The following is a 19750-nucleotide window of genomic DNA, read 5'->3' as shown; positions in this document are numbered from 1 at the left end:
CCCATGAGCCTGCTCTTCGCCCCCGAGTGCACGCCCTTCGCCATCGCCGCCGTCATGCTCGCGGGCCTGACGGCCATCGAAATTCTGGCGATGTTGCTGGGCTTTTCGATCAGCGAGATGATCGGCAAGCCGCATGCGCCGCATACCGATGGACATGAGGGCGTCACCGGACTGCTGTCATGGCTGAATGTCGGCGGTGTCCCGATCCTTATCCTGATCCTGTTGATACTCGGCTTCTTCTCGATGACAGGCTTCGTCATCCAGGCGATCGCCAGCGCTTTCTGGGCGCCTCTGCCGGCTCTCGCCGCTTCGATCCCGGCCGTCCTGCTCGCAGCCCCGATGGTGCGCGCCTCGAGCCGCATGGTGGCGCGGATCGTGCCACGCGACGAGACCTATGCCGTCGACCTGTCGGAATTCGTCGGCCGCACCGCAGAAGTCGCCATCGGCCCGCTGGACCAGGGCCTGCCGGGGCGTGTCCGGTTGAAGGACTCACACGGCAACTGGCATTCGCTACGCGCAAAGGCCGCCAAGGATCAGCCGCCGCTTGCCGGCGGCGCCAAGGTTCTGCTGGTCGATCGCGCAGCCGACATCTTCATCGCCGTTTTCGCGCCGGACGAGCTTCTCGATACGGCCAGATCATCTTTGGGAGAGAATTCATGATCTATGACGTCATACTGCCCGCCGCGATAGGCATCGTCCTTGTTCTCGGCATTGGCTTCGTGCTCGCCTCGCTCTACACCCGCTCCAGCCGCGACGAAGCCTATGTGCGAACCGGCCTCGGCGGCCAGAAAGTCGTCCTCGATGGCGGCTCGGTCGTGCTGCCGATCTTCCACTCGATCGCCCGCGTCAATCTCAAGACCCTGCGCCTGGAAGTACGCCGCGGCGAAGGCGACGCGCTGATCACCAAGGACCGCATGCGTGTCGATATCGGCGCCGAGTTCTACGTCCGCGTCAAGCCCGATGGGTCCTCGATCGCGCTCGCCGCACAGACGCTCGGCAACCGCACCAATGATGCCGAACAGTTGCGCGTGCTCATCGAGGCGAAGTTCGTGGACGGCCTGCGCTCGGTCGCGGCAACGATGAACCTCGACGCGCTGCAGGAACAGCGCATGGATTTCGTCAAGGCCGTCCAGGAAGCCGTCGGCGCCGACCTGCAATCGAACGGCCTCGAACTTGAGTCGGTATCGCTGACGCGCCTCGACCAGACCGACATCAAGCATTTCAACGCCAATAACTTCTTCGACGCGCAGGGTCTTGCCGCGCTAACGCGCATCACCGAAAGCCGCAAGAAGGAGCGCAACGAGATCGTTCGCGATACCGAAGTGGCAATCGCACAAAAGGATCTGGAAGCGCGCCAGCAGTCGCTCGCCATCGAGCGGACCAAGCGCGAAGCCGAACTCAGCCAGGAACGCGACATCGCCAACAAGTCGGCGGCAACGCGCGCCGAAACCGCGCAGCAGGAGCAGGCCGCAAAACGGGCAGAAGAAGAGGCGCGTATCGCCTCGCAGCAGGCGATCGCCGAACGCGAAGCGTCGGCCAAGCAGGCCCGCGAGAGCGCCAATATCGACGCGACCCGCGCCGTGCAGCAGCGCGAGACCGAAGCCAAACGCGACCTGCAGATCGTCGCCCAGGAAAGCGCCATCGCGGTTGCCAACAAGAGCCGCGAAGAGTCCGAAGCCAAGGCTGCTGCAGAGGCGGCCCGTGCGCTTGCTATCGCCGCAGAGGAAAAGGTCGGCACGGCCAAGGCCGTTGAAATCGCCGAACGCGAAAAGCAGATCGCCGTCATCGACGCCCGCAAGAAGGCCGAGACGGAAGCAACAGCAGTGACCGTTGGCGCCGAAGCCGAAAAGCAGGCAGCGATCGACCAGGCCGAAGCGATCAAGACATTGGCCACCGCAGAGGCTGACGCCGCCATCATCAAGGCCAAGGGCATCCTGGAAACCGGCAAGGCCGAAGCAGAAAGCGAGGCGCTGCTGAACGACGCGCGCAACAAGCTGAGCGCCGCCATCATCGAGTTCGAAATCACCCGCGAGCGCATCCGCATCATCCCGTCGGCGCTTGCCGAAGCCGTCAAGCCGATCGAGAAGATTTCGGACATCCGGATCTTCGACACCGGCGGCATGCTGGGCCGCGGCGGAAACACCGGTGCCGGCGGTTCAGGCATCGGCATGGGAGAAGGCCTTGCAGGACAGCTGCTCGCCTACCAGGCCAACAAACCGATCCTCGACAAGCTGATGAAGGAAGCGGGGTTCGAGGGCGATAACGCTATTTCCTCGCTGCTCGGCAATCTCGAAGGTTCGAAGCCGAATGCCGAGCCTGCAGCGGCCCGCCCCCGCCCGGCGAACGAAAGCGACAGCTGAGACGGCGGCTACAACCGCCCCGTCGCCAATCCGGCCGCCCATTCCGGGCGGCCTTTTGCTTTGGCAAGCGCCGACATCGCCATGTGGTCGTAGGCAACCGTGCGAAAGGTCGGGATCCAGCCGGAACCCTGCTTTTCGAGGATGGCGTAGCTCGCCATTGGATGACCGCTCTCCACCTTGTGGGCATGGGGAAGGTCGTCGTCATAGGCCGGGCAGCCGACGCTGCCGGGATTGACGAGCAGGCGACCGCTGGAGAGAGCAATCATCCGCGGCAGATGGGTGTGGCCGCAGAGGATCAGCGGCTGGTCGATACCCTCGGCCAGCGCCTCGATCTCCGCTTGTGCCTTCAGGAGGACATGGCCTTCAGGCGAAACCGTTTCGGTCCAGTAGAGATTATCGTTTCCGGGCGTGGCATGGCAGAGATAGACCTCGTCGCGATAGATAAGCTCGGGCGGAAGCGTCCGCAGCCAGTCGAGATAGCGTGGGCTGAGATCGTGATAGGCGGCTTCATCGGAGGTGAACATCTGCTCCGGCGCGAACTCGATGAGATATCGGTCGTGATTACCACGCACCGTCGGCAGGTTGAGCGGCAAGAGCCGGTCGCCGGTCTTTCCGGCCTCGAGCGGGCCGCTGAAGCAATCGCCGAGATTGACGATGTCGGTAATGCCGAGCGCCGCAATATCGGCGAGCACCGCCTCCAGCGCCAGGGCATTTCCGTGGATATCGGCGATCGCCGCAAACCGCATGGCTCAGCTGCCACGATAGGTGGAATAGCCGTAGGGCGAGATCAGCAGCGGCACGTGGTAATGCGCTGTCGTATCGGCGATCCCGAAGCGGATCGGCACGAGATCGAGAAAGGCCGGATGCGGCAGCGCCGTGCCTGTGGCACGAAGATAGTCGCCGGCGTGGAAAAGGAGCTCGTAGGTTCCTGCAGTGAAGCTGTCGCCAACAAGGATAGGCCCGCCATCGACGCGTCCGTCAGCGTTGGTCTCGACCGTCTTGAGAAGCTTGCGCAGATCGCCTTCGACCGAATAGAGATCGATGCGCAGACCCTCGGCCGGCTTGCCGAGCGCGGTATCGAGGACGTGGGTGGTCAGTCCGGTCATAGGGCAGGCTCTCTGATAATGAAGGGTTGGTCGAAGAAGAATTCTTCCAGATTGTTGCCGGGTCCATCGCGATCGACGACGATGAAGCTGCTCGGCTTGCCGAGCGACATCAGAGGATGATGCCAGACATTGCGGCGGTAGTTCACGCCCTGATCACCGCGCGCAGAAAACACCTGCGGCCGCCCCGGCTTGCCATCCTCATCCTCCGAAACAACGACGAGGAACGGCCGGTTCGAAACCGGCGAAAAGCTCTGGCTGCCGAATGGATGGCGCTCCATCATCCCGACTTCATAGGGAAAAGCGCGCGGCTGGCCACGGAAAAGATTGATGATGACGCGTGCGCCCTCGCCCGCCGCCTCGGCAGACGCAAGCGCATGAAACCGTTCGGTCGTGCCGCCGTTGATATAACGCATCGTCGACGGATCGGCTTCGATGACATCGCCGAAGGGCGCGAAGGCGGCTTTGGTGAGGGGCTGGATGTCGAGGGAGTCTGGCATTGTCATTCGCCTTGTGCCCGCCAATGGCGGATCGCGTGAAGCGCATTGAGGAGGTCGGGAATAGCAGTTTGCGCTGTGTCCCAAACGGTATCGAGATTGATGTTCATATAGCCATGAGCGATGCGGTTGCGCATTCCGCGGATTTTGAGCCAGGGAACGGCCGAAAACTCGGCGGCGAACTCGGGATGTTCCTCTATGACGCGCGCGGCGGCCTCGCCGATGATCAGCAGATTCATGGCCAAGGCTCTCTGAAGAATGAGATCGCTGAGAAAGGTCTCCTTGGTCCGGCCCTTGACGAAATCGGCGGTCTCGCGGGCCACGCTCTGCATCTCTTCGATATAGGTCTGCAGTCTATCGAGACTCATACAGGCTTGGCCTCTTCGAGGACACGTGCGCGTACGCGCTCCGGAAAATCGCCTGGCGTCAGCAGATGGATTTCCGTTTCTGTCATCAGCGACTGTAGCTCCTCCAGCAGCCCGCCCAGATCGAGCAGCGTTGTCCCCGGCGGCGCATCGACCAAAATATCGAGATCGCTATCGGCGCGGTCTTCGCCGCGCGCCACGGAGCCGAAGACGCGCGGGTTCGCCGCGTTGAAACGCTTCGTTGCGTCGCGGATCGCCTGCCTGTTCTTCTCCAGCACTTCCGATGGCTTCATTGCACCGTCTCCTGCAACGTAAACTATAGGCGAGCCGCAGCGGCAAAGAAAGAACGCGAGCCTTGATCTTGTCGGGCAGCCCGCCTGGTGTGACGAGGTCCACCTTAACGCCAAGGATATCCTGCAATTCCTCCAGCAACCCGCCGAGATTGAACAGCGTCGTCCCTGGCAGTGCATCGACCAGAATATCGAGATCGCTATCAGCCCGGTCCTCGCCGCGCGCCACGGAGCCGAAGACGCGCGGGTTGGCCGCGTTGAAACGCTTCGTCGCGTCGCGGATCGCCTGCCTGTTCTTCTCCAGCACTTCCGATGGCTTCATTGCACCGTCTCCTGCAACTGAGACTATAGGCGAGCCGGAACGGCGAGGAAAGAATTCCGCGTCATTCAGCGCTCCGGAAGCATGGAGGTGAGGCGCAGGAGTGCGATCTTCTCGACCTGTCCGGCCGCCGTCGCAAACTCGTCCTCGCGGCTGTTTTCGATCCGCCTCTCGAACGCCGAGAGGATATCGTCCTTGTTCAGGCCCTTGACGGCGATGATGAAGGGGAAACCGAATTTTTCGGTGTAGCGGTTGTTGAGCTCGGTGAAACGCTTGTGTTCCGCCGCGCTCAGCCGGTCGAGCCCGGCGCCCGCCTGTTCCTTCTTGCTGTCCTCGGTCAGTTCGCCTGATATCGCCAGACGTCCGGCGAGATCGGGATGGGCGCGCAGCACGCCAAGCCGCTCCTCGCTGCTCGCGGCCCGGAAGATCGCCACCATCGGCGTATGAACACGATCGGCCGTCAGCTCGCCGTGGATGAAGCCGTCGTCATAGGCGCGCTCGGCGATGAACGGCGAATGCTCGAAGACGCCGCCGAAGCGGGTGACGAATTCCTCCCGCGCACTCATCAGATCGCCTCCGGCTTGTGGTGCTGGTGCCAGTGCCTGGCGATCTCGATGCGCTGCGGCACCCAGACCTTCTCGTGACCAAGCACATATTCCATGAAGCGCTTCAGCGCCGCCGCGCGGCCCGGACGGCCGACGAGGCGGCAATGCAGGCCAACCGACATCATCTTCGAGCTGCCCTCCTTGCCTTCCGCATAGAGCGTGTCGAAGGCGTCTTTCAGATAGGTGAAGAACTGATCGCCGGAATTGAAACCTTGCGGGGTGGCAAAGCGCATGTCGTTGGTCTCGAGCGTATAGGGAATGATCAGGAACGGCTTGCCATCCACGCCCTTCACCCAGAAAGGCAGATCATCGGCATAAGAGTCCGACGAATAAAGGAAACCGCCCTCTTCCTGGACCAGCCGCAGCGTGTTGTCCGAAGGCTTGCCCTGATACATGCCGTAGGGACGCTCGCCGGTCAGTTCGGTATGCAGGCGCACGGCTTCGAGAATGTGCTTGCGCTCCAGATCCTCCTGAAAATCCTTGTATTCCAGCCAGCGGTAGCCGTGGCTGGCGATCTCCCAGCCGGCCTCCTTCATCGCATCGACGGCTTCCGGATTGCGGGCCATGGCCAGCGTCACGCCATAGACGGTTGCCTGCACCTTGAGTTCTGTGAACAGCCGCCACAGCCGCCAGAAACCGGCGCGCGAGCCATACTCATAGATCGATTCCATGTTGAGGTTGCGCTGTCCCGGCCAGGCAGCACCGCCGACGATTTCCGACAACAGGTTCTCGGACGCTGGATCGCCATCGAGAATACAGCTCTCGCCGCCTTCCTCGTAGTTGATGACGAATTGAACGGCGACATGCGCGCCGCCCGGCCATTTCGGATCAGGCGTGTTGCGGCCGTAGCCGATCAGATTGCGCGGATAGGTATCGGATGCCATGAAATCACCTTCTCGAGGACAGGCGAAACGGTAGCACCCGGGGAGCGAAAGTCGAGCCGGAAATGCGAAAGAGGCTTTCACGGAAATCGCGGAAGTCTCTCACGAAATCACTCAGCTAAGCCCGATCGCCCTGAGGACCGCGACGCAGACGACGCCCGATGCGACGGCCGCCAGCATTGGCAACCGAAGCGCTGCGAGCGCGGTGACGGCGCAGGCGATGGTCTCGGCAATCCCGGTTGCGAAGGCGGTCGGCGCGACGACGGCCATCAGCACCGCCGGTGGAATGGATTCGATCGCCTTGCGCCTGCTGCCGTCGAGCGACACATGGCGAATGAGGAAAAGACCGCTGACACGCGTCAGGATGGTTGCCGCCGCCATCGCCAGGATGGCAAGCAATGTCGAGAAATCGAGCGTCATGGCGTCACCTCCACGCGGCGCTTGCCGCTGACCATCGCGGCGGCAAGCCCTGCCAATGCGCCGGCGGCGATGTACCATACACCGGGGATGAAATGCTGCGTCAGGACGGCCGCCGCACCGCTGGCGAGCAGGACCGCACCGGTCTCCGATCCCTTCCAGAAACCCATGACCAGCACGATGAAGACCGCAGGAAAAGCGAAATCGAGGCCCAGAGTGACGGGATTACCGAGGAAGGCGCCGAGTGTTGCCCCCGCGAGACTGGACAGCAACCAGGTCAGATAAAATGGCGTGGCAAGCCCAGCAAACCAGGCCGGCGTCAGCCGCGCGATACCGGCCCGGAATTCGGCCATCGCCCAGATCTCGTCGGCGAGGAACAGCACCGAGAAATAACGGGCACGCGGCGGAAAGGCCTGCATCTTCGAGCCGATCGAAGCGCCCATCAGCACGTGGCGGATATTGACGAGCAGCGCCGCGAAGCCCAGTCCCGCCCAAGAGGCCGGATGCGTCCAGATATCCATCGCCACGAATTGCGAGCCGCCGGCAAAGACCAGCGCGCTCATCAGCCCGGTCTCGACCGGCGAAAGCCCCTTGGTGGCAGCCACCGCGCCGAACACCAGCCCGATGGGAATGACCGCGGCGATCAGTGGCGCGATCGCCCGCATGCCGCCTGTAAATTCCGCCCAGAATTCATTCTTGTTCACTTTCAAAAACTCCGCTTGCTGCGGAGGTCATAAAGCGGCGCAAGAACGCCGTCTTGAACGAAAGTGATTACCGGGCGCGGTACTGGCCGGGTGTCAGTCCGGTGCGGGCCTTGAAATGCCGGGTGAAATGCGCCTGGTCGGCAAAGCCGCATTCGAGCGCGATCTCCGCCGGCAGCTCGCCTGCCTGCAGCTTGCGCCGGGCAATCCTGACGCGGACATCTGTGAGGAAGGCATGCGGCGTGATGTGGAATTCCTTGCGGAAGGCGCGGATCAGATGCGCACGGCTGAGTCCGGCGATAGCGGCCAGTTCTTCGAGACCGATATCGCTTTCATATTGCTCCACTAGGTAGTCGCGCGCCCGGCGAGCCGCCGATCGTTCGGCACTATCGACGGGAACGATGATCGAGCTGCCATGCTGGCGGAACATCGCGTCCAGCACCAGGAACATGCCCTGCCCGGTCTCCAGCGCTCCGGCGCCCGCCTCCAGTGTCCGATGCGCCTCCAGAAAGGCATTGGCGAGCTTTGGATCATGGAGAATCTGCTTGCCGAAGGCCGGCGTACCGTGGAAGGCCCGGCCGGTCACGTCCTCAAGAATTTCCCGGAACAGTGCCATGTCAGGGTAGATCATCCGGTAGCGGTAACCGCCATCCGTCGGCGCACCGTCATGCGTCTCGCCGGGATTGATCAGGTAGAGATCGCCGGGACCGGAGGCCTCGCGCGCACCGCGGATCGTGGCGATCTGGCTGCCGCTCTCGATGGCGCCGATGCTGAAAGTATCATGCGCATGCGGCGCAAACTCGTGGGTCAGGAAGGTCGCGCTCAGGCATTCCATGCCGTCGAAGCGCCGGTCGCGCCAGAAGCGGGTCGTCTCCGCCCCGGCGAGCGGCATGGCAACAGTCGCCTGTTCCTGGGAAATATTCTGCATCGCGCGGATATAGCAGTTTTCCGCAGCCGCTTCTTGAACAAAAGTGATCAGGCGATCTTGCGGGCGCTGACCTTGCCCATCGGGTGCAGCGAATGCACCCGGAACGGCCCGCCCATGCCTTCTTCCATCATCAGCGCGATATTGGAGATGGCGATCGGCTCCGCCAGCACCGGCTCGAAGATGCCGCGCAGCGCCTGTTCGATGCGCGGCATGTCGACAACATTGACCGGGCCGGTCACCGGCATGTGGAACCGGTATTCGTCCATCACATAGGGGTTGCCCCAGCGGTGTAGATTCGTGAACTGCGCCGCCGACAAGCCGTCGGGATCACTCCGCTCGATATCGGCTTCCGAAAGTGGCGCCCGGAAGCCATCGAAATGCTGAACGATCGACGATGCGAGATAGCGGACATTCTCGCAGGGCAGCGTCGGAACGAGGCTGTAATAGTTTCCAAGCCGCGCCACTTCGATGCGCGGCACGCTGAACGGCTGGAACGTGCCGGAAAAGCGCATCAATTCCCGCAATAGTTGCGCTTCGGATACCTCCGCGGAGAGGTGGAACGGCGCTTTCAGCACGCCATGAAAGCCATAACGGCGCGGCACGGCCGTGTGGAAGGCAATTTCGTGAATGCCGAGACCGCGAACGGCCGGCGGCTCCAGCATCTCGCCCGAAAAAACGTTACGGCCAAGCCAATTGGCCGCCACATGGCTGAGCGGATCGCTCGGCGAAGGCGTGAAGCAAATGGCATAGCGCATGCGATTTCCTCCATCTGAGAATGCGGCGCACGGCCGAATCCGGCGCCGTCGATGCGCAAGCAGATAGGTGATTTGCATGACAGAATAACGAAATATACTCTGGACGAATTCACGTTTAGCGTGAAGCGGCCGTGATATGGCTCGAAAGCGCGAAGCTTTCAGGCAGGTCGAAGGAGAGCTTTTTGCCTGCAATTGGTGCAACGACAGCTTCGGCAAGCCGATGCGCCAGGCCGAAGCTGACCTTGAAACCGCCGGTTAGCGCATGCAGATGCGGATGAAGCGGGTGTGGCCCCACCATCGGATCGCGGTCGATCGCCTTCGGCCGCAGCCCGGCCCAGCGCTCGATTACGGGCGCATCACGGAGGACCGGCGCCATCTCACGCGCAGCGGCAATCAGCGGATCGAGTAGCGCATCTGTGGACAACGGTTCCGCAAAGCTGTTCTCGCTGGTGCTGCCGACCGCGACATGCCCGCCCTCATGCGCAACGACATAGAGCCCGTCGCGGAAGATCGTCGGCATTGCTGGGTCGATATCGGCCTTCAGCAGCGCTGCCTGCCCCTTCACCGGTTGTCCGAGCGGCTGCGGCAAATCGGGCGTGAAGCGCTGAAGGATTGGGAACGAGCCATGCCCGGCGGCAATGATGCAATCGCCGAAGGCGATGCTCCGACCACCGATAACGGCAATCCGCGCCCCTGTATCAAGGCTGTCGAGCGCCGCCTCCTCCAGAAGCCGAACATGCTTCGCCCGCATCAGGAACGCCCGGAGCACGGCGATCAGCGCGCGCGGCGCCACCCGACCGGCCAGCGTATCGTGAACGAAGCCGCTCTCGCCTGCTGCCGCGTCGATCCAACCCTGAACAGGTGGTACATCGCTGACATGCCAGTGAAACGCCCGTCCCTGCTGACGCCAGTTGGTCTCGGCATCGGCGGAGTGGCGGAGCGCAATGGTCTTCAGATGCGGCTTCGGCAGCGGGATAAGACGGCCGGAGCGCCGGTAGCCGGCCGAAAGCCCGGTTGCCGCCTCAAGCGCCGCGATCTCGCTCTCAAGGCTGACGAGGGCATCGAACTGGAACTGCTTCTTGGCATTCCATTTGTCCGGCATATGCGGCATCAGCGCGCCGAGCAGACCGCCGCTGGCACCCTGCCCGATCGTTGCTGCGTCGATCAGCAACGTACCGATACCCAGCCGCTCGGCATGAACCGCTGCCCACAGACCCATGATGCCGCCGCCGACGATCAGGAGATCGGCGGATTGACCGGAGAGAAGAGCCGGACTATCGGCTTGTGGCATGACAGATATCGATCCCGATCAGATTGGCAGCAAAAGCCAGCCGCTCGAATGGCGAAACGGCGATATGCCCTATTCGCAGGCCTTTGGCGACCACTTTTATTGTCAGACCGACGGCCGCCTGGAATGCGGCCACGTCTTCCTCGCGGGCAACGGCCTACCGGAACGCTGGGCTGAAAAGCAGAGTTTCCGGATCGGCGAACTCGGCTTCGGCACAGGCCTGAACTTCGCCGAGACCTGGCGGCAGTGGAAGCTGCAGCGCAGCGACGGCCAGCACCTGCATTTCATGTCCTTCGAGCTTTATCCGATGCAGCGCGACGAGATTTTCCGCGCCCTGTCGCACTGGCCCGAGATCGATGCCGAGCGCGATGGACTGACGTCCGCCTGGCCGGATGCACCAACCGGCATCGTCAGCCTCGATCTCGATCCACAAACTCGCCTCAGCGTGGTCTGCGGTGCCGCGTTAGACGGCGTGAAGGCCGCCGAGCCGCGCTTCGATGCCTGGTATCTCGATGGCTTCGCCCCGTCGCGTAATGGCGACATGTGGTCGGAAGAGCTGATGCGGCTGGTCTGCGAGAAGACGGTTCCGGGCGGCAGCTTCGCCACTTATGCGGCAGCGGGATTCGTCCGGCGCAATCTTGTCGCTGCAGGCTTTGTCGTCGAGCGCCGCAAGGGCTTTGCGGGAAAGCGCGAAATGCTCTGCGGCGCCAAGGGCCTATAGGCCCGAGCGGCCCGGCACCGGCTCGGTCTTGCCGAGCCATAGCTGGATCTTCTCCTCCAGCAGTTCCGGGCTGATCGGCTTCGACATGTAGTCGTCCATCCCGGCATCGAGGCAAAGCTCGCGGTCGCTTTCCAGCGCATGCGCGGTAACGCCGATGATCGGCACACGATGCCCCTGCCCGCGCTCGCGGGTCCGGATCGCCCGCGTCGCATCGTGGCCGTTCAGAACAGGCATCGACACGTCCATCATGATGATGCGCGGCGAATGCGTCTCCCAGGCATTGACCGCTTCCTGGCCGTTGTTGACCACGAGGAAGCTGAGGTTAGTGCCCTGCAGGATCTGCGTGAAGACGATCTGGTTGACCTCGTTATCTTCGGCCACCAGCACATCGACGAACTCGGCCTTGCGCCGAGGCTCCTCGCGCACGGGTTCCTCGAACTCCGGCTCCTTGAGTTGCGCTTCCGCCTGCAGCCGTGCGAGCTCGGTTTCCGAGGCCTGCTTGACACGCTTGGCACGGACCACCTCGACGATCGTGCCGCGCAGCAGATTGGCGCGCGCCGGCTTCATCAGATGCGCCTGGCCGTTCAGCGCCGCGAACTCCTTCTCGGAGCCCGAAATATCCATCGACGTCAGAAAGATGATCGGCAGGTTCTCGAAGCGCGGATCGGCGCGCAGGCGGCGCGCCACTTCGGCGCCGTTCATGCGCGGCATATGATAATCGAGCACCAGCGCATCGACCTCGACGCCCACCTGATGCGCGGCCTCCAGAATGGCAATCCCCGTCGCCCCGCTTTCAGCCGCCACGCCATCGAAGCCCCAGAGCGTCAGCTGTTCGCTGAGAATCGCGCGGTTCACCTCGTTGTCGTCGATAACGAGAATGCGGGCGCCGCGCACATTGACCGGCAGCGGCTTGGGATCGAGCTTGGCCGCAGCGACCGCGAACGGCAAATTGACGGTGAAGACCGAACCCTTGCCCGCGTCGCTCTCGGCATGGATATAGCCGCCGAAGAGATCGACGAGACCGGCGGTGATGGCCAGCCCGAGACCAGTTCCCTCATGGCGCCGCGTCGAGGAGGAATCGACCTGCGAGAACTTGTCGAAGACCGATTGCAGCTTTTCGGCCGGAATGCCGATGCCGGTATCCTCGATCCGGAGCTCGACCATCACCTCGCCGTCCGATCCCTGCCGGAAGCCGATATCGACGAAGACATGGCCCTTCTCGGTGAATTTCACGGCGTTGCCGACCAGATTGGTGACGACCTGCCGGAACCGCCCGGCATCGCCGATGACCGCGGCAGGCAGGTTGGGATCGGCGCGCACCAGAAGTTCCAGATCCTTCTCCGCCGCCTGCGATGACAACAGCGTCGCGACGTCCTCGACCGCCTCGACGAGATCGAACGACGCCTTGCGCAGCTTCATCTGCCCGGCATCGATCTTCGAGAAGTCGAGAATGTCGTTGATGATCGTCAACAGCGCATTGCCGGATTTGACGATGATATCGATGAAGGTCTTCTGCCGCGCGTCGAGATCGGTCTTCGCCATCAGCTCGGCCATGCCGAGAACACCGTTCATCGGCGTGCGGATCTCGTGGCTCATATTGGCAAGGAATTCGGACTTGGCACGGTCGGCGGCTTCGGCGCGCGATAAGAGCCGCTGCAGCTCCCCTTCGCGCTGCTTCATCTCGGTGACGTCGGTGAACAACGCGATCCAGTGGCCGCGTTCGCTGATCGTCGCCTCCATGTTCACCCAGCGCTCGCCGAGGATATGGAAGACGGTGATGATCGGCTGGCGCGCGGCAATCGAGCTGCGCCAGTAATGCAGCGTATCGGCGGCCGAACCGTTGAAATCGCCGCGCTCGGCGCAGAAATTGAAGAGATCGATCCAGCCACGCCCGGCAGCGAGATATTCGGCAGGGATCTGCAGCACCGGCGCCAGCGCCTCATTAGATAGCTGGATGATGCCATCCTGGACGATCGCCAGCCCCTGCGGCATCGCCCGCGTTGCATCGCGCATCAATTCGCCGAGCGTCTCGATCGCCGCCCGTGCGTCATGCACTTCCTGCTCGCGCTGGCGGATGGTGCTGATATCCGAATAGGTCAGCAGGATGCGGTCGTCGGAAATCCGCCGGCTGTCGAAGATGATCGACTTGCCGCCCGACCAGTTGAGCTCTACCGGCTCCGGATCGCCCTCGGCGGTGAAATGGTGGCGCCGCGATTCCAGCACTTCCTCCGGCGTCTGGCTGTAGCCATAGCGCCCAAGTTCGTGATTGCGGCGGATCACATCGAGAAATGGCCGGCCGTCGAAACGGTCCTCGATCGGCAGATCGCTGATCGTATAGAACTCGTCGTTGACGTAGAGAATATCGAGCTTGTTATCGAGGATCAGCACGCCAACTGGCAGCGAGCGCAGGATGCTTTCGATATCCCGGTGCAGCACTTCGGCATGCTGCTGCGAATTGATGATCTCGGCTTCGCGCTCCTTGAGCGGCGAAATGTCGGAGAAGGAGCCGACGACGTAAAACTTGCCGTCAGGGGTCTGCACACGATTGACGCGCGACAGGATCGGGTAGGACTTGCCGTCGGTACTCGGCACGCGGCCTTCGATCTCCGTTAGCGAACCATTCTTCAGCGCCAGCATATTCTCTTCGTAGATGCCGCGTCCGCTCTCTTCACCGAACATCTCGAATTCGGTGAGGCCGAGCACCTTCGAGCGCTCGTGTCCGGTAAAGGTCTCGTAATACTGGTTGGCATAGACGAGCCGGTGGGCCTCGTCGCGCACGAAGGCGGCGACCGGCAGATCCTCCATGATCGTGCGCAGAAGATCGAGCTCGGCCACGCTCTCGTGCCATCGGCCGTCGTTCGGTCCCTGCGCGCCGTTGCGATAGGCGGCGTTGACGGCCAGCGGCCGGCCATCGTCGGCAAAGATACCGACCGGATGCGCGAGCGTCTCGATCGCAGAACGCACCCGCTCGAAATCGGCAAGCAGCGCCTGATCCGGACCCGACGGCACCGGGCGGCGCGGCTTGGCAGGCTTTTCGAAGATGCCGAGCACATAGGATCGGTCTTCCGACGGCATGAAGCTTTCGATCTGCACGCGCTCATGGCCCTGCTCCGGACGGTCGAAGCAGATCGCGTTTTCCTCGGTGCCGAAGACCAGCGCCCGGCGCTCCTTGTCCTCGCGCTCCTCTTCCTCGGGGCGATCATGCACCTCGCGGCTGCGGCGGCCGATGAAATCGGAGATCTCCATGCCGAAGAAGCGCGCATAGGCTTCGTTGACGGCAACGTAGCGAAGCTCGCTATTCTTGACATAAGCAGGGGTATCCAGATCCGCGATCCGGCTGCATGCCAGTTCCAGAAGGTTACCTGCCGATGTCAAAAAGCGTCCACTCCCGCTGTGAATGAAATATTCACGACTGCAACCATAATGCCAAGCCGCTTAACAAGCTTTTAACCATAAAATCTTAGCGCGCGAGCACCGGGCGCCAAAAGCGATGTTAAAGTTGAATCAGAAGACCAGCCGGACGTCTCATCTATTTGCCATTGCTTATTCTTTTCCGGCTGCTTCGTTGCCCCGCGCCCTTGGAATCATGGAGAAAATTTAATCCCGCAGGCGCTTGCGCGACCATCAACGCGCCGCGATCGGGGCGGATTCTGACCATGGCTTCAAGACGAGCCTTGTCCATGAAAGGAATTCGACATGTCCGTTCTTCATAAGACCATGGCGGCGGGCCTGATTGCGCTGACCTTTGCCGGCGCCACCCTCGCCACCACAGGAACTGCCAATGCCCGCGGCGGCAACGCCTTCTGGGGCGGCGTTGCCGGAGGCGTCGTTGGCGGCGTGGTCGGCGGCGCGATCGCATCGCGCCCCTATTATCCGCCGGCCTATGCCTATTACCCGCCACCGGCCTATCCGGCTTATTATGCCCCGCGCTATTGCCATCCGGCATGGCGCTATGACCGCTGGGGCCAGCCCTACCGGATCGAAGTCTGCAGACGCTGAGTGAATTGCGGCGCCGCTTCCTCCCGGCGGCGCCGTCTTCTCTCTAAAACCAGAGATCGCGCACGCAGCGCCCTTTCGACGGCAGATCGGTGAAGGTCACCAGCCCGTCGAAATGGTCGATCGCGAGATCCTCCACCGCCTCCGGCGGCGCAAGCCTGACATTGACCGCCATCCGCCGCCGCCCGTCCGGTTCCAATACCAGGCCGCGCCAGGCGAGCACGCAGGCGCAGGCAGGGCAGAACAATATCTCCAGCGGCGACTTGTCTAATCCGGAGCGCGTATAGGACGCGACCGGTCCGCTGACAGCAACCCGCTCATTTTCATAATCATACGCCCAGAGCGTCCCGTAGCGGCGGCAGAGCGTACAGTTGCAGGCTGTGATCGATCCCGGATCGCCCTCCAGCGTCCAGTGCGCCTTGCCGCAATGACATGATCCGATCATCATCGATGCCGCTCCTCTTCGTCCACCGCATTCTGCCTCAGCGAGGCTCCAACCGCAAACGCAGCGCCGAATCAGGCGTCCGCAGCAGCCCGCAGATAGGCCGCCGACAGCAGGCGTGCCTCCGCACCGAGCCCGTCAAGCGCATCGTCGGCCACCGCCAGCTTTCCGAAGCTGCCCCTCGATAGCCCCGCCAGCGAGGAAAGCAGCGTGAAGGCCGTCTTCTCCGCCTGACGAAAGGATGCATCCGCCGCGTCGGTCAGGAGCCTGACGACGGCGGCCTCCAGCCTTTTCAGCACATCGGCCGACATCCTGAACTGGTCAATCGCGCCAGCCACCCGGTAGAGCGCGGTGGTAGCGTCGGGACGCGCGAGCTTCACCGAGACATAGGCATCCGCAATATCTTCCGCGATCGCCGCAATCGGCTTTCCGTCACCCGATATGGCCTCGATCGCCTCGGCGATCTGTTCGAAATGGCGCAGCAGAATTGCGAAGAGCAGCGCCTGCTTGTTGGGGAAATATTGATAGAGGGTGCCGACGGAGACACCGGCACGCTCGGCCACCCGCGTTGTCGTAAACAGCGCCAATCCACCCGTCAGCAAAACCTGAATGGCTGCCTCGTGAATGGCCTCAACCGTGGCGCCCGATCGTGCCTGCACCGGCGCTTTCCTCGGCTTCAGCCGTGATGGGATGGCGTTTTCCAAATGCGAATACCGAACTGAAGGATCCTTCAGGTATATTTGCGGCTGACGTGAGGGTCAAGCAAACGGCGCCTCACCCGGCAGCATCAGAAACAGGGAAAGAGCATCGCGATGATCGAGAACCAGATGACCACAGGCGAAAACGGCATCAGCCGCAGGCTGTTCCTCGCCACGGCCGCAGGCGCGGCCATGGCATCCTTGCCGTCGAATGCCTCGGCCCAGCAGACCGCCTCGCCCCGCGTCCTGACGTTCAGCGATCACGAGCCGCTCGGCGGAATGCGCACCCGGTTTCTCAAGGATGTGCTGTTCCCGGCAATCGAACGGCAATCGAACGGGCGGCTGAAGATCGAGGATCACTGGAACGGTGAGATCGCCGCCGCCTATGACGCGCTCGGTGCGGTCAGCACATCCAAGGCCGACATGGCGACCGTCGTGCCGGAATATACGGCCAAGGAATTACCGCTGCACCAGATTTTCAAGAGTTTTCCGACCGGCCCGGCCGGAAGCGCGCAGGTCGATTTCTTCCGCCGCGTCTACGCCGAAGTTCCGGCCTTCCCCGCGGAGCTGGAGAAAAACAACATCGTTCCGTTTTTCTGCGGCACTGGATATCCCGTGGCCTTCTTCAGCACCAAGCCGATGGCGGGTCTCGATGGCTTGAAGGGCGGCAAATGGCGTTCGGCGAGCTTCTGGCATCTGGACTTCCTACGCAATGCAGGAGCAACCCCTGTCACCATGCATTGGGGACCTGAAATCTATGATGCTTTGAAAGCCGGAACGCTTGATGGCCTGATGGTGAATGTCGACAGCGGCTACATGCTGAAGGTCCACGAAGCCGCGCCCAATGTGCTGGTGTCGAAGGATCTGTGGCTCGGCCACCTCTATATGCTGACGATCAACAAGGACGTCTGGAACACCCTCGCTCAGGAAGACAAGGATGCCATCGCCCGCGCCGCAGAGACGTCGTACAGGGCTCTCGGCCCGGTGATGGATCGCAGCTTCGATGCACAACTGGCGGAACTGAAAACCGCTGGGGCGTCCGTGCGAATTCTCGAGCCCGCCGAGCCCGTGCGCTTTGGCTCGGCCGCCAAATATCGCGACGTGCAGTCGGCCTGGGCGGAAGAGCAGAAGCGTAGCGGCACTGGCATTGCCGGTGCCGTACTGGCCGAGGTTACAGCGATCATGAACGATATCATGGGGTGAGTGGCAGCGGTCCCACCCTGCTTCTCCGTGACATGATCGAGGTGCCGGTCGCCGCTCCGGCGATCGGCACGCAATCGCCATATAGCCATCGCCTCTTGACTTTGCGCGCGAACTAGACCAAATGCAGCCCAGCTTTCACCTTCCGGCCGCCGCGTGAGCGTGCCCCTGCCAGCAAATAGGAGCAGGAAGAAGGACAAAAGCGCATTTCGTATTGACCGCATCCCAAGACGCGGCAGAAGCGCTGGAAAGCTTTTTCCAACAAGACAAGTTCCCACTTCACGCGGGGTTCTTGACGCCAGAACAACACCGGGCCGCATTCCGCGCTCCGGCGATTTGGTTTTGGCGCGCCCTGAAAAGGTTATGACTTGACCAATTTTGAATCGCTTGGTGTCTCCAAGCCGATCGTCGCCACTCTTTTCCAGCTCGGCATCGAAACGCCGACTCCCATCCAGGAAAAGGCGATCCCCCTGCTCATCCAGGGCCGTGACCTCATCGGTCTCGCCCAGACCGGTACCGGCAAGACCGCTGCCTTCGGCCTGCCGCTCATCGAAAAGCTGATCCCCGAAGAGCGCCGCCCCGACAACCGCACGACCCGCACGCTGATCCTGGCGCCGACCCGCGAACTGGTGAACCAGATCGCCGTCAACCTGAAGAACTTCCTGCGCAAGTCGCATCTGCGCATCAACGTCGTCGTCGGCGGCGTGTCGATCAACAAGCAGCAGCTGCAGCTCGAAAAGGGTACCGACATCCTGGTCGCCACCCCCGGCCGCCTGCTCGACCTCGTCAACCGCCGCGCCATCGGCCTGACGGCCGTGCGCTACCTCGTGCTCGACGAAGCCGACCAGATGCTCGACCTGGGCTTCGTGCATGACCTGCGCAAGATCTCCAAGATGGTGCCGAAGAAGCGCCAGACCATGCTGTTTTCGGCCACCATGCCGAAGGCGATTGCCGATCTTGCCGCCGACTTCCTGACCGATCCTGTTACCGTCGAAGTCACGCCTCCGGGCAAGGCTGCCGACAAGGTCGAGCAGTATGTCCACTTCGTCAACGGCAAGAACGACAAGACCGACCTCTTGAAGAAGTCGCTGACGCAGAACCCGGATGGCCGCGCCATCGTCTTCCTGCGCACCAAGCATGGTGCCGAGAAGCTGATGAAGCATCTCGATTCCGTCGGCTATTCGGTCGCCTCGATCCATGGCAACAAGAGCCAGGGCCAGCGCGAGCGCGCCCTCAAGTCCTTCAAGGACGGCGATATCAAGACGCTGATCGCCACCGACGTTGCCGCCCGCGGCATCGACATTCCGGCTGTCAGCCACGTCTACAACTACGACCTGCCTGAAGTCGCCGAAGCCTATGTCCACCGCATCGGCCGTACGGCCCGTGCCGGCCGTGACGGTATCGCGATCGCCTTCTGCGCTCCGGATGAAGCCCGCCTGCTCCGTGACATCGAGAAGCTGATGAACATCAGCATCACCGTTGCCAGCGGCGAAGCGCCGGCCGACATGCGCGCCGCCCCGCGCCGTGCAAATGGCAACGGCAATGGCAACAACCGCAATCGCGGTGGCGAGCGTCAGGCCCGTGGCGGCGAAGGCCGCAGCGAGCAGCCCCGTGGCGAAAACCGCGGCAACCGTCCGCAGCGTCCGCGCCGCGAAGGTGAAGGCGGTGAGGTTCGTGCAGGTGGCGAGGAGCGCCGCGAGCGCCGTCCCCGTCCCGAGCGCCAGACCCAGCGCAACGAGGACTTCCGCGGCCAGCGCCGTGGCGAAGTCGCTCCGGACCTCGGCCCGGACAACGATCTCGCAACGACGTCGGATTTCCGTCCTGCCGCCAAGAAGCCGCAGCGTCCGCACCATGGCGGTGGCGAAAACCGCCATCATCCGGGCGGCGCCCGCAATGCCCACGGCCGTCCAGCCCGCAAGCATGGCGAAGGCCAGCAGGCCCAGGGCGAGCGCAAGGATGGCTCCGGCGGCATCCGCCGCAAGGGCCCGCGCAACGGCGGTGGCCAGCGCCGCGAACAGGCCTGAGCGTCTGTCCGAATACTGAATTCACGAAGAGGCCGGTATATTCCGGCCTCTTTTTGTTTTAAAACACAGGAGACGGCTTACATCCGGATAAGCGGCCTCGAAGCGCCGTGAACCGGTCACATGTGAAAAACGACATTGCAATCTGCATGCGAGACGCCGG

At 62.6% G+C, this 19750-nt stretch carries 21 protein-coding genes and 1 pseudogene; 6 read left to right on the top strand and 16 right to left on the bottom strand.

Annotated features, from left to right (window positions below; all coding sequences use genetic code 11):
* The first annotated feature begins 3 nt into the window (after positions 1 to 3).
* Positions 4 to 660 carry an OB-fold-containig protein gene (locus tag AB4Z25_RS00495; protein WP_442207798.1) on the top strand — a complete coding sequence of 219 codons (657 nt, stop codon included), beginning with the start codon at positions 4 to 6 and terminating at the stop codon, positions 658 to 660.
* Entirely contained in the window at positions 657 to 2360 is a 1704-nt protein-coding gene (locus AB4Z25_RS00490; RefSeq protein ID WP_112537958.1) for a flotillin domain-containing protein, read from the top strand. The genes AB4Z25_RS00495 and AB4Z25_RS00490 overlap by 4 nt, the downstream gene beginning before the upstream one ends.
* A gap of 8 nt (positions 2361 to 2368) precedes the next feature.
* Here AB4Z25_RS00490 and AB4Z25_RS00485 read toward each other — a convergent pair whose 3' ends face one another.
* The 13 genes and pseudogenes from AB4Z25_RS00485 to AB4Z25_RS00425 all read right to left on the bottom strand — a co-directional run bounded on the left by AB4Z25_RS00485 (position 2369) and on the right by AB4Z25_RS00425 (position 10512).
* Positions 2369 to 3106, bottom strand: a complete 738-nt coding sequence (locus AB4Z25_RS00485; protein ID WP_112537959.1) for a metallophosphoesterase family protein — start codon at positions 3104 to 3106, stop codon at positions 2369 to 2371.
* Positions 3107 to 3109: 3 nt separating this feature from the next.
* Entirely contained in the window at positions 3110 to 3466 is a 357-nt protein-coding gene (gene uraH, locus AB4Z25_RS00480; RefSeq protein WP_112537960.1) for a hydroxyisourate hydrolase, read from the bottom strand.
* Complete coding sequence (locus tag AB4Z25_RS00475) at positions 3463 to 3963, bottom strand: ureidoglycolate lyase (protein WP_112537961.1); 501 nt, start codon at positions 3961 to 3963, stop codon at positions 3463 to 3465. The genes uraH and AB4Z25_RS00475 overlap by 4 nt, the downstream gene beginning before the upstream one ends.
* A gap of 2 nt (positions 3964 to 3965) precedes the next feature.
* The gene (locus tag AB4Z25_RS00470) at positions 3966 to 4328 is read right to left on the bottom strand and encodes a HepT-like ribonuclease domain-containing protein (RefSeq protein WP_442207797.1); all 363 of its coding nucleotides are present in this window, start codon (positions 4326 to 4328) and stop codon (positions 3966 to 3968) included.
* Complete coding sequence (locus AB4Z25_RS00465) at positions 4325 to 4618, bottom strand: nucleotidyltransferase family protein (RefSeq protein ID WP_112537963.1); 294 nt, start codon at positions 4616 to 4618, stop codon at positions 4325 to 4327. The genes AB4Z25_RS00470 and AB4Z25_RS00465 overlap by 4 nt, the downstream gene beginning before the upstream one ends.
* 49 nt (positions 4619 to 4667) lie before the next feature.
* Positions 4668 to 4937: pseudogene (locus tag AB4Z25_RS00460) on the bottom strand (nucleotidyltransferase family protein); the annotation flags it as partial.
* A gap of 65 nt (positions 4938 to 5002) precedes the next feature.
* Positions 5003 to 5500 carry a 2-oxo-4-hydroxy-4-carboxy-5-ureidoimidazoline decarboxylase gene (gene uraD / locus AB4Z25_RS00455; protein WP_112537964.1) on the bottom strand — a complete coding sequence of 166 codons (498 nt, stop codon included), beginning with the start codon at positions 5498 to 5500 and terminating at the stop codon, positions 5003 to 5005.
* A complete protein-coding gene (gene puuE / locus AB4Z25_RS00450; RefSeq protein ID WP_112537965.1) occupies positions 5500 to 6423 on the bottom strand; it encodes an allantoinase PuuE in 924 nt (307 codons plus the stop codon). Before puuE ends, uraD begins: the two co-directional genes overlap by 1 nt.
* Before the next feature lie 111 nt (positions 6424 to 6534).
* Positions 6535 to 6840: an AzlD family protein gene (locus AB4Z25_RS00445; RefSeq protein WP_112537966.1), complete on the bottom strand. Its 306-nt coding sequence runs from the start codon at positions 6838 to 6840 to the stop codon at positions 6535 to 6537.
* The gene (locus AB4Z25_RS00440) at positions 6837 to 7502 is read right to left on the bottom strand and encodes an AzlC family ABC transporter permease (protein WP_112538022.1); all 666 of its coding nucleotides are present in this window, start codon (positions 7500 to 7502) and stop codon (positions 6837 to 6839) included. Before AB4Z25_RS00440 ends, AB4Z25_RS00445 begins: the two co-directional genes overlap by 4 nt.
* A gap of 106 nt (positions 7503 to 7608) precedes the next feature.
* Positions 7609 to 8466, bottom strand: a complete 858-nt coding sequence (locus tag AB4Z25_RS00435; protein ID WP_112537967.1) for an AraC family transcriptional regulator — start codon at positions 8464 to 8466, stop codon at positions 7609 to 7611.
* 47 nt (positions 8467 to 8513) lie between these two features.
* Positions 8514 to 9221: a DUF1045 domain-containing protein gene (locus AB4Z25_RS00430; RefSeq protein WP_112390259.1), complete on the bottom strand. Its 708-nt coding sequence runs from the start codon at positions 9219 to 9221 to the stop codon at positions 8514 to 8516.
* Positions 9222 to 9336: 115 nt separating this feature from the next.
* Positions 9337 to 10512 carry an NAD(P)/FAD-dependent oxidoreductase gene (locus AB4Z25_RS00425; RefSeq protein WP_442207796.1) on the bottom strand — a complete coding sequence of 392 codons (1176 nt, stop codon included), beginning with the start codon at positions 10510 to 10512 and terminating at the stop codon, positions 9337 to 9339.
* On the opposite strand from AB4Z25_RS00425, the gene mnmD reads away from it, so the two are divergent.
* Complete coding sequence (gene mnmD / locus AB4Z25_RS00420; RefSeq protein ID WP_112537969.1) at positions 10511 to 11230, top strand: tRNA (5-methylaminomethyl-2-thiouridine)(34)-methyltransferase MnmD; 720 nt, start codon at positions 10511 to 10513, stop codon at positions 11228 to 11230. The two genes, AB4Z25_RS00425 and mnmD, sit on opposite strands and share 2 nt — an antisense overlap.
* Here mnmD and AB4Z25_RS00415 read toward each other — a convergent pair.
* Positions 11225 to 14605: a response regulator gene (locus tag AB4Z25_RS00415; protein ID WP_112537970.1), complete on the bottom strand. Its 3381-nt coding sequence runs from the start codon at positions 14603 to 14605 to the stop codon at positions 11225 to 11227. The two genes, mnmD and AB4Z25_RS00415, sit on opposite strands and share 6 nt — an antisense overlap.
* 321 nt (positions 14606 to 14926) lie before the next feature.
* On the opposite strand from AB4Z25_RS00415, the gene AB4Z25_RS00410 reads away from it, so the two are divergent.
* Positions 14927 to 15229, top strand: coding sequence for a hypothetical protein (locus tag AB4Z25_RS00410; protein WP_112390255.1), 303 nt, complete (start codon positions 14927 to 14929; stop codon positions 15227 to 15229).
* A gap of 43 nt (positions 15230 to 15272) precedes the next feature.
* Here the strand turns inward: AB4Z25_RS00410 and AB4Z25_RS00405 are convergent, their stop codons facing one another.
* Together AB4Z25_RS00405 and AB4Z25_RS00400 are read right to left on the bottom strand one after the other, a co-directional pair.
* Complete coding sequence (locus AB4Z25_RS00405; protein WP_112515585.1) at positions 15273 to 15674, bottom strand: GFA family protein; 402 nt, start codon at positions 15672 to 15674, stop codon at positions 15273 to 15275.
* Positions 15675 to 15742: 68 nt separating this feature from the next.
* Positions 15743 to 16327 (bottom strand): TetR/AcrR family transcriptional regulator, encoded by a 585-nt coding sequence (locus AB4Z25_RS00400; RefSeq protein ID WP_162698682.1) that lies wholly within the window; start codon positions 16325 to 16327, stop codon positions 15743 to 15745.
* Positions 16328 to 16480: 153 nt separating this feature from the next.
* Here AB4Z25_RS00400 and dctP point away from each other — a divergent pair, with 153 nt between their 5' ends.
* Together dctP and AB4Z25_RS00390 are read left to right on the top strand one after the other, a co-directional pair.
* Positions 16481 to 17569 (top strand): TRAP transporter substrate-binding protein DctP, encoded by a 1089-nt coding sequence (gene dctP, locus AB4Z25_RS00395; protein ID WP_442207795.1) that lies wholly within the window; start codon positions 16481 to 16483, stop codon positions 17567 to 17569.
* 365 nt (positions 17570 to 17934) lie between these two features.
* Positions 17935 to 19590 (top strand): DEAD/DEAH box helicase, encoded by a 1656-nt coding sequence (locus tag AB4Z25_RS00390; protein ID WP_112537972.1) that lies wholly within the window; start codon positions 17935 to 17937, stop codon positions 19588 to 19590.
* Positions 19591 to 19750: the final 160 nt, after the last annotated feature.

Source organism: Rhizobium sp. RAF36 (assembly GCF_052114105.1).
Classification (GTDB): Bacteria; Pseudomonadota; Alphaproteobacteria; order Rhizobiales; family Rhizobiaceae; genus Rhizobium.
The sequence above is the reverse complement of the archived record's forward strand: the minus strand, read 5'-3'. Positions and strand labels throughout refer to the sequence as shown.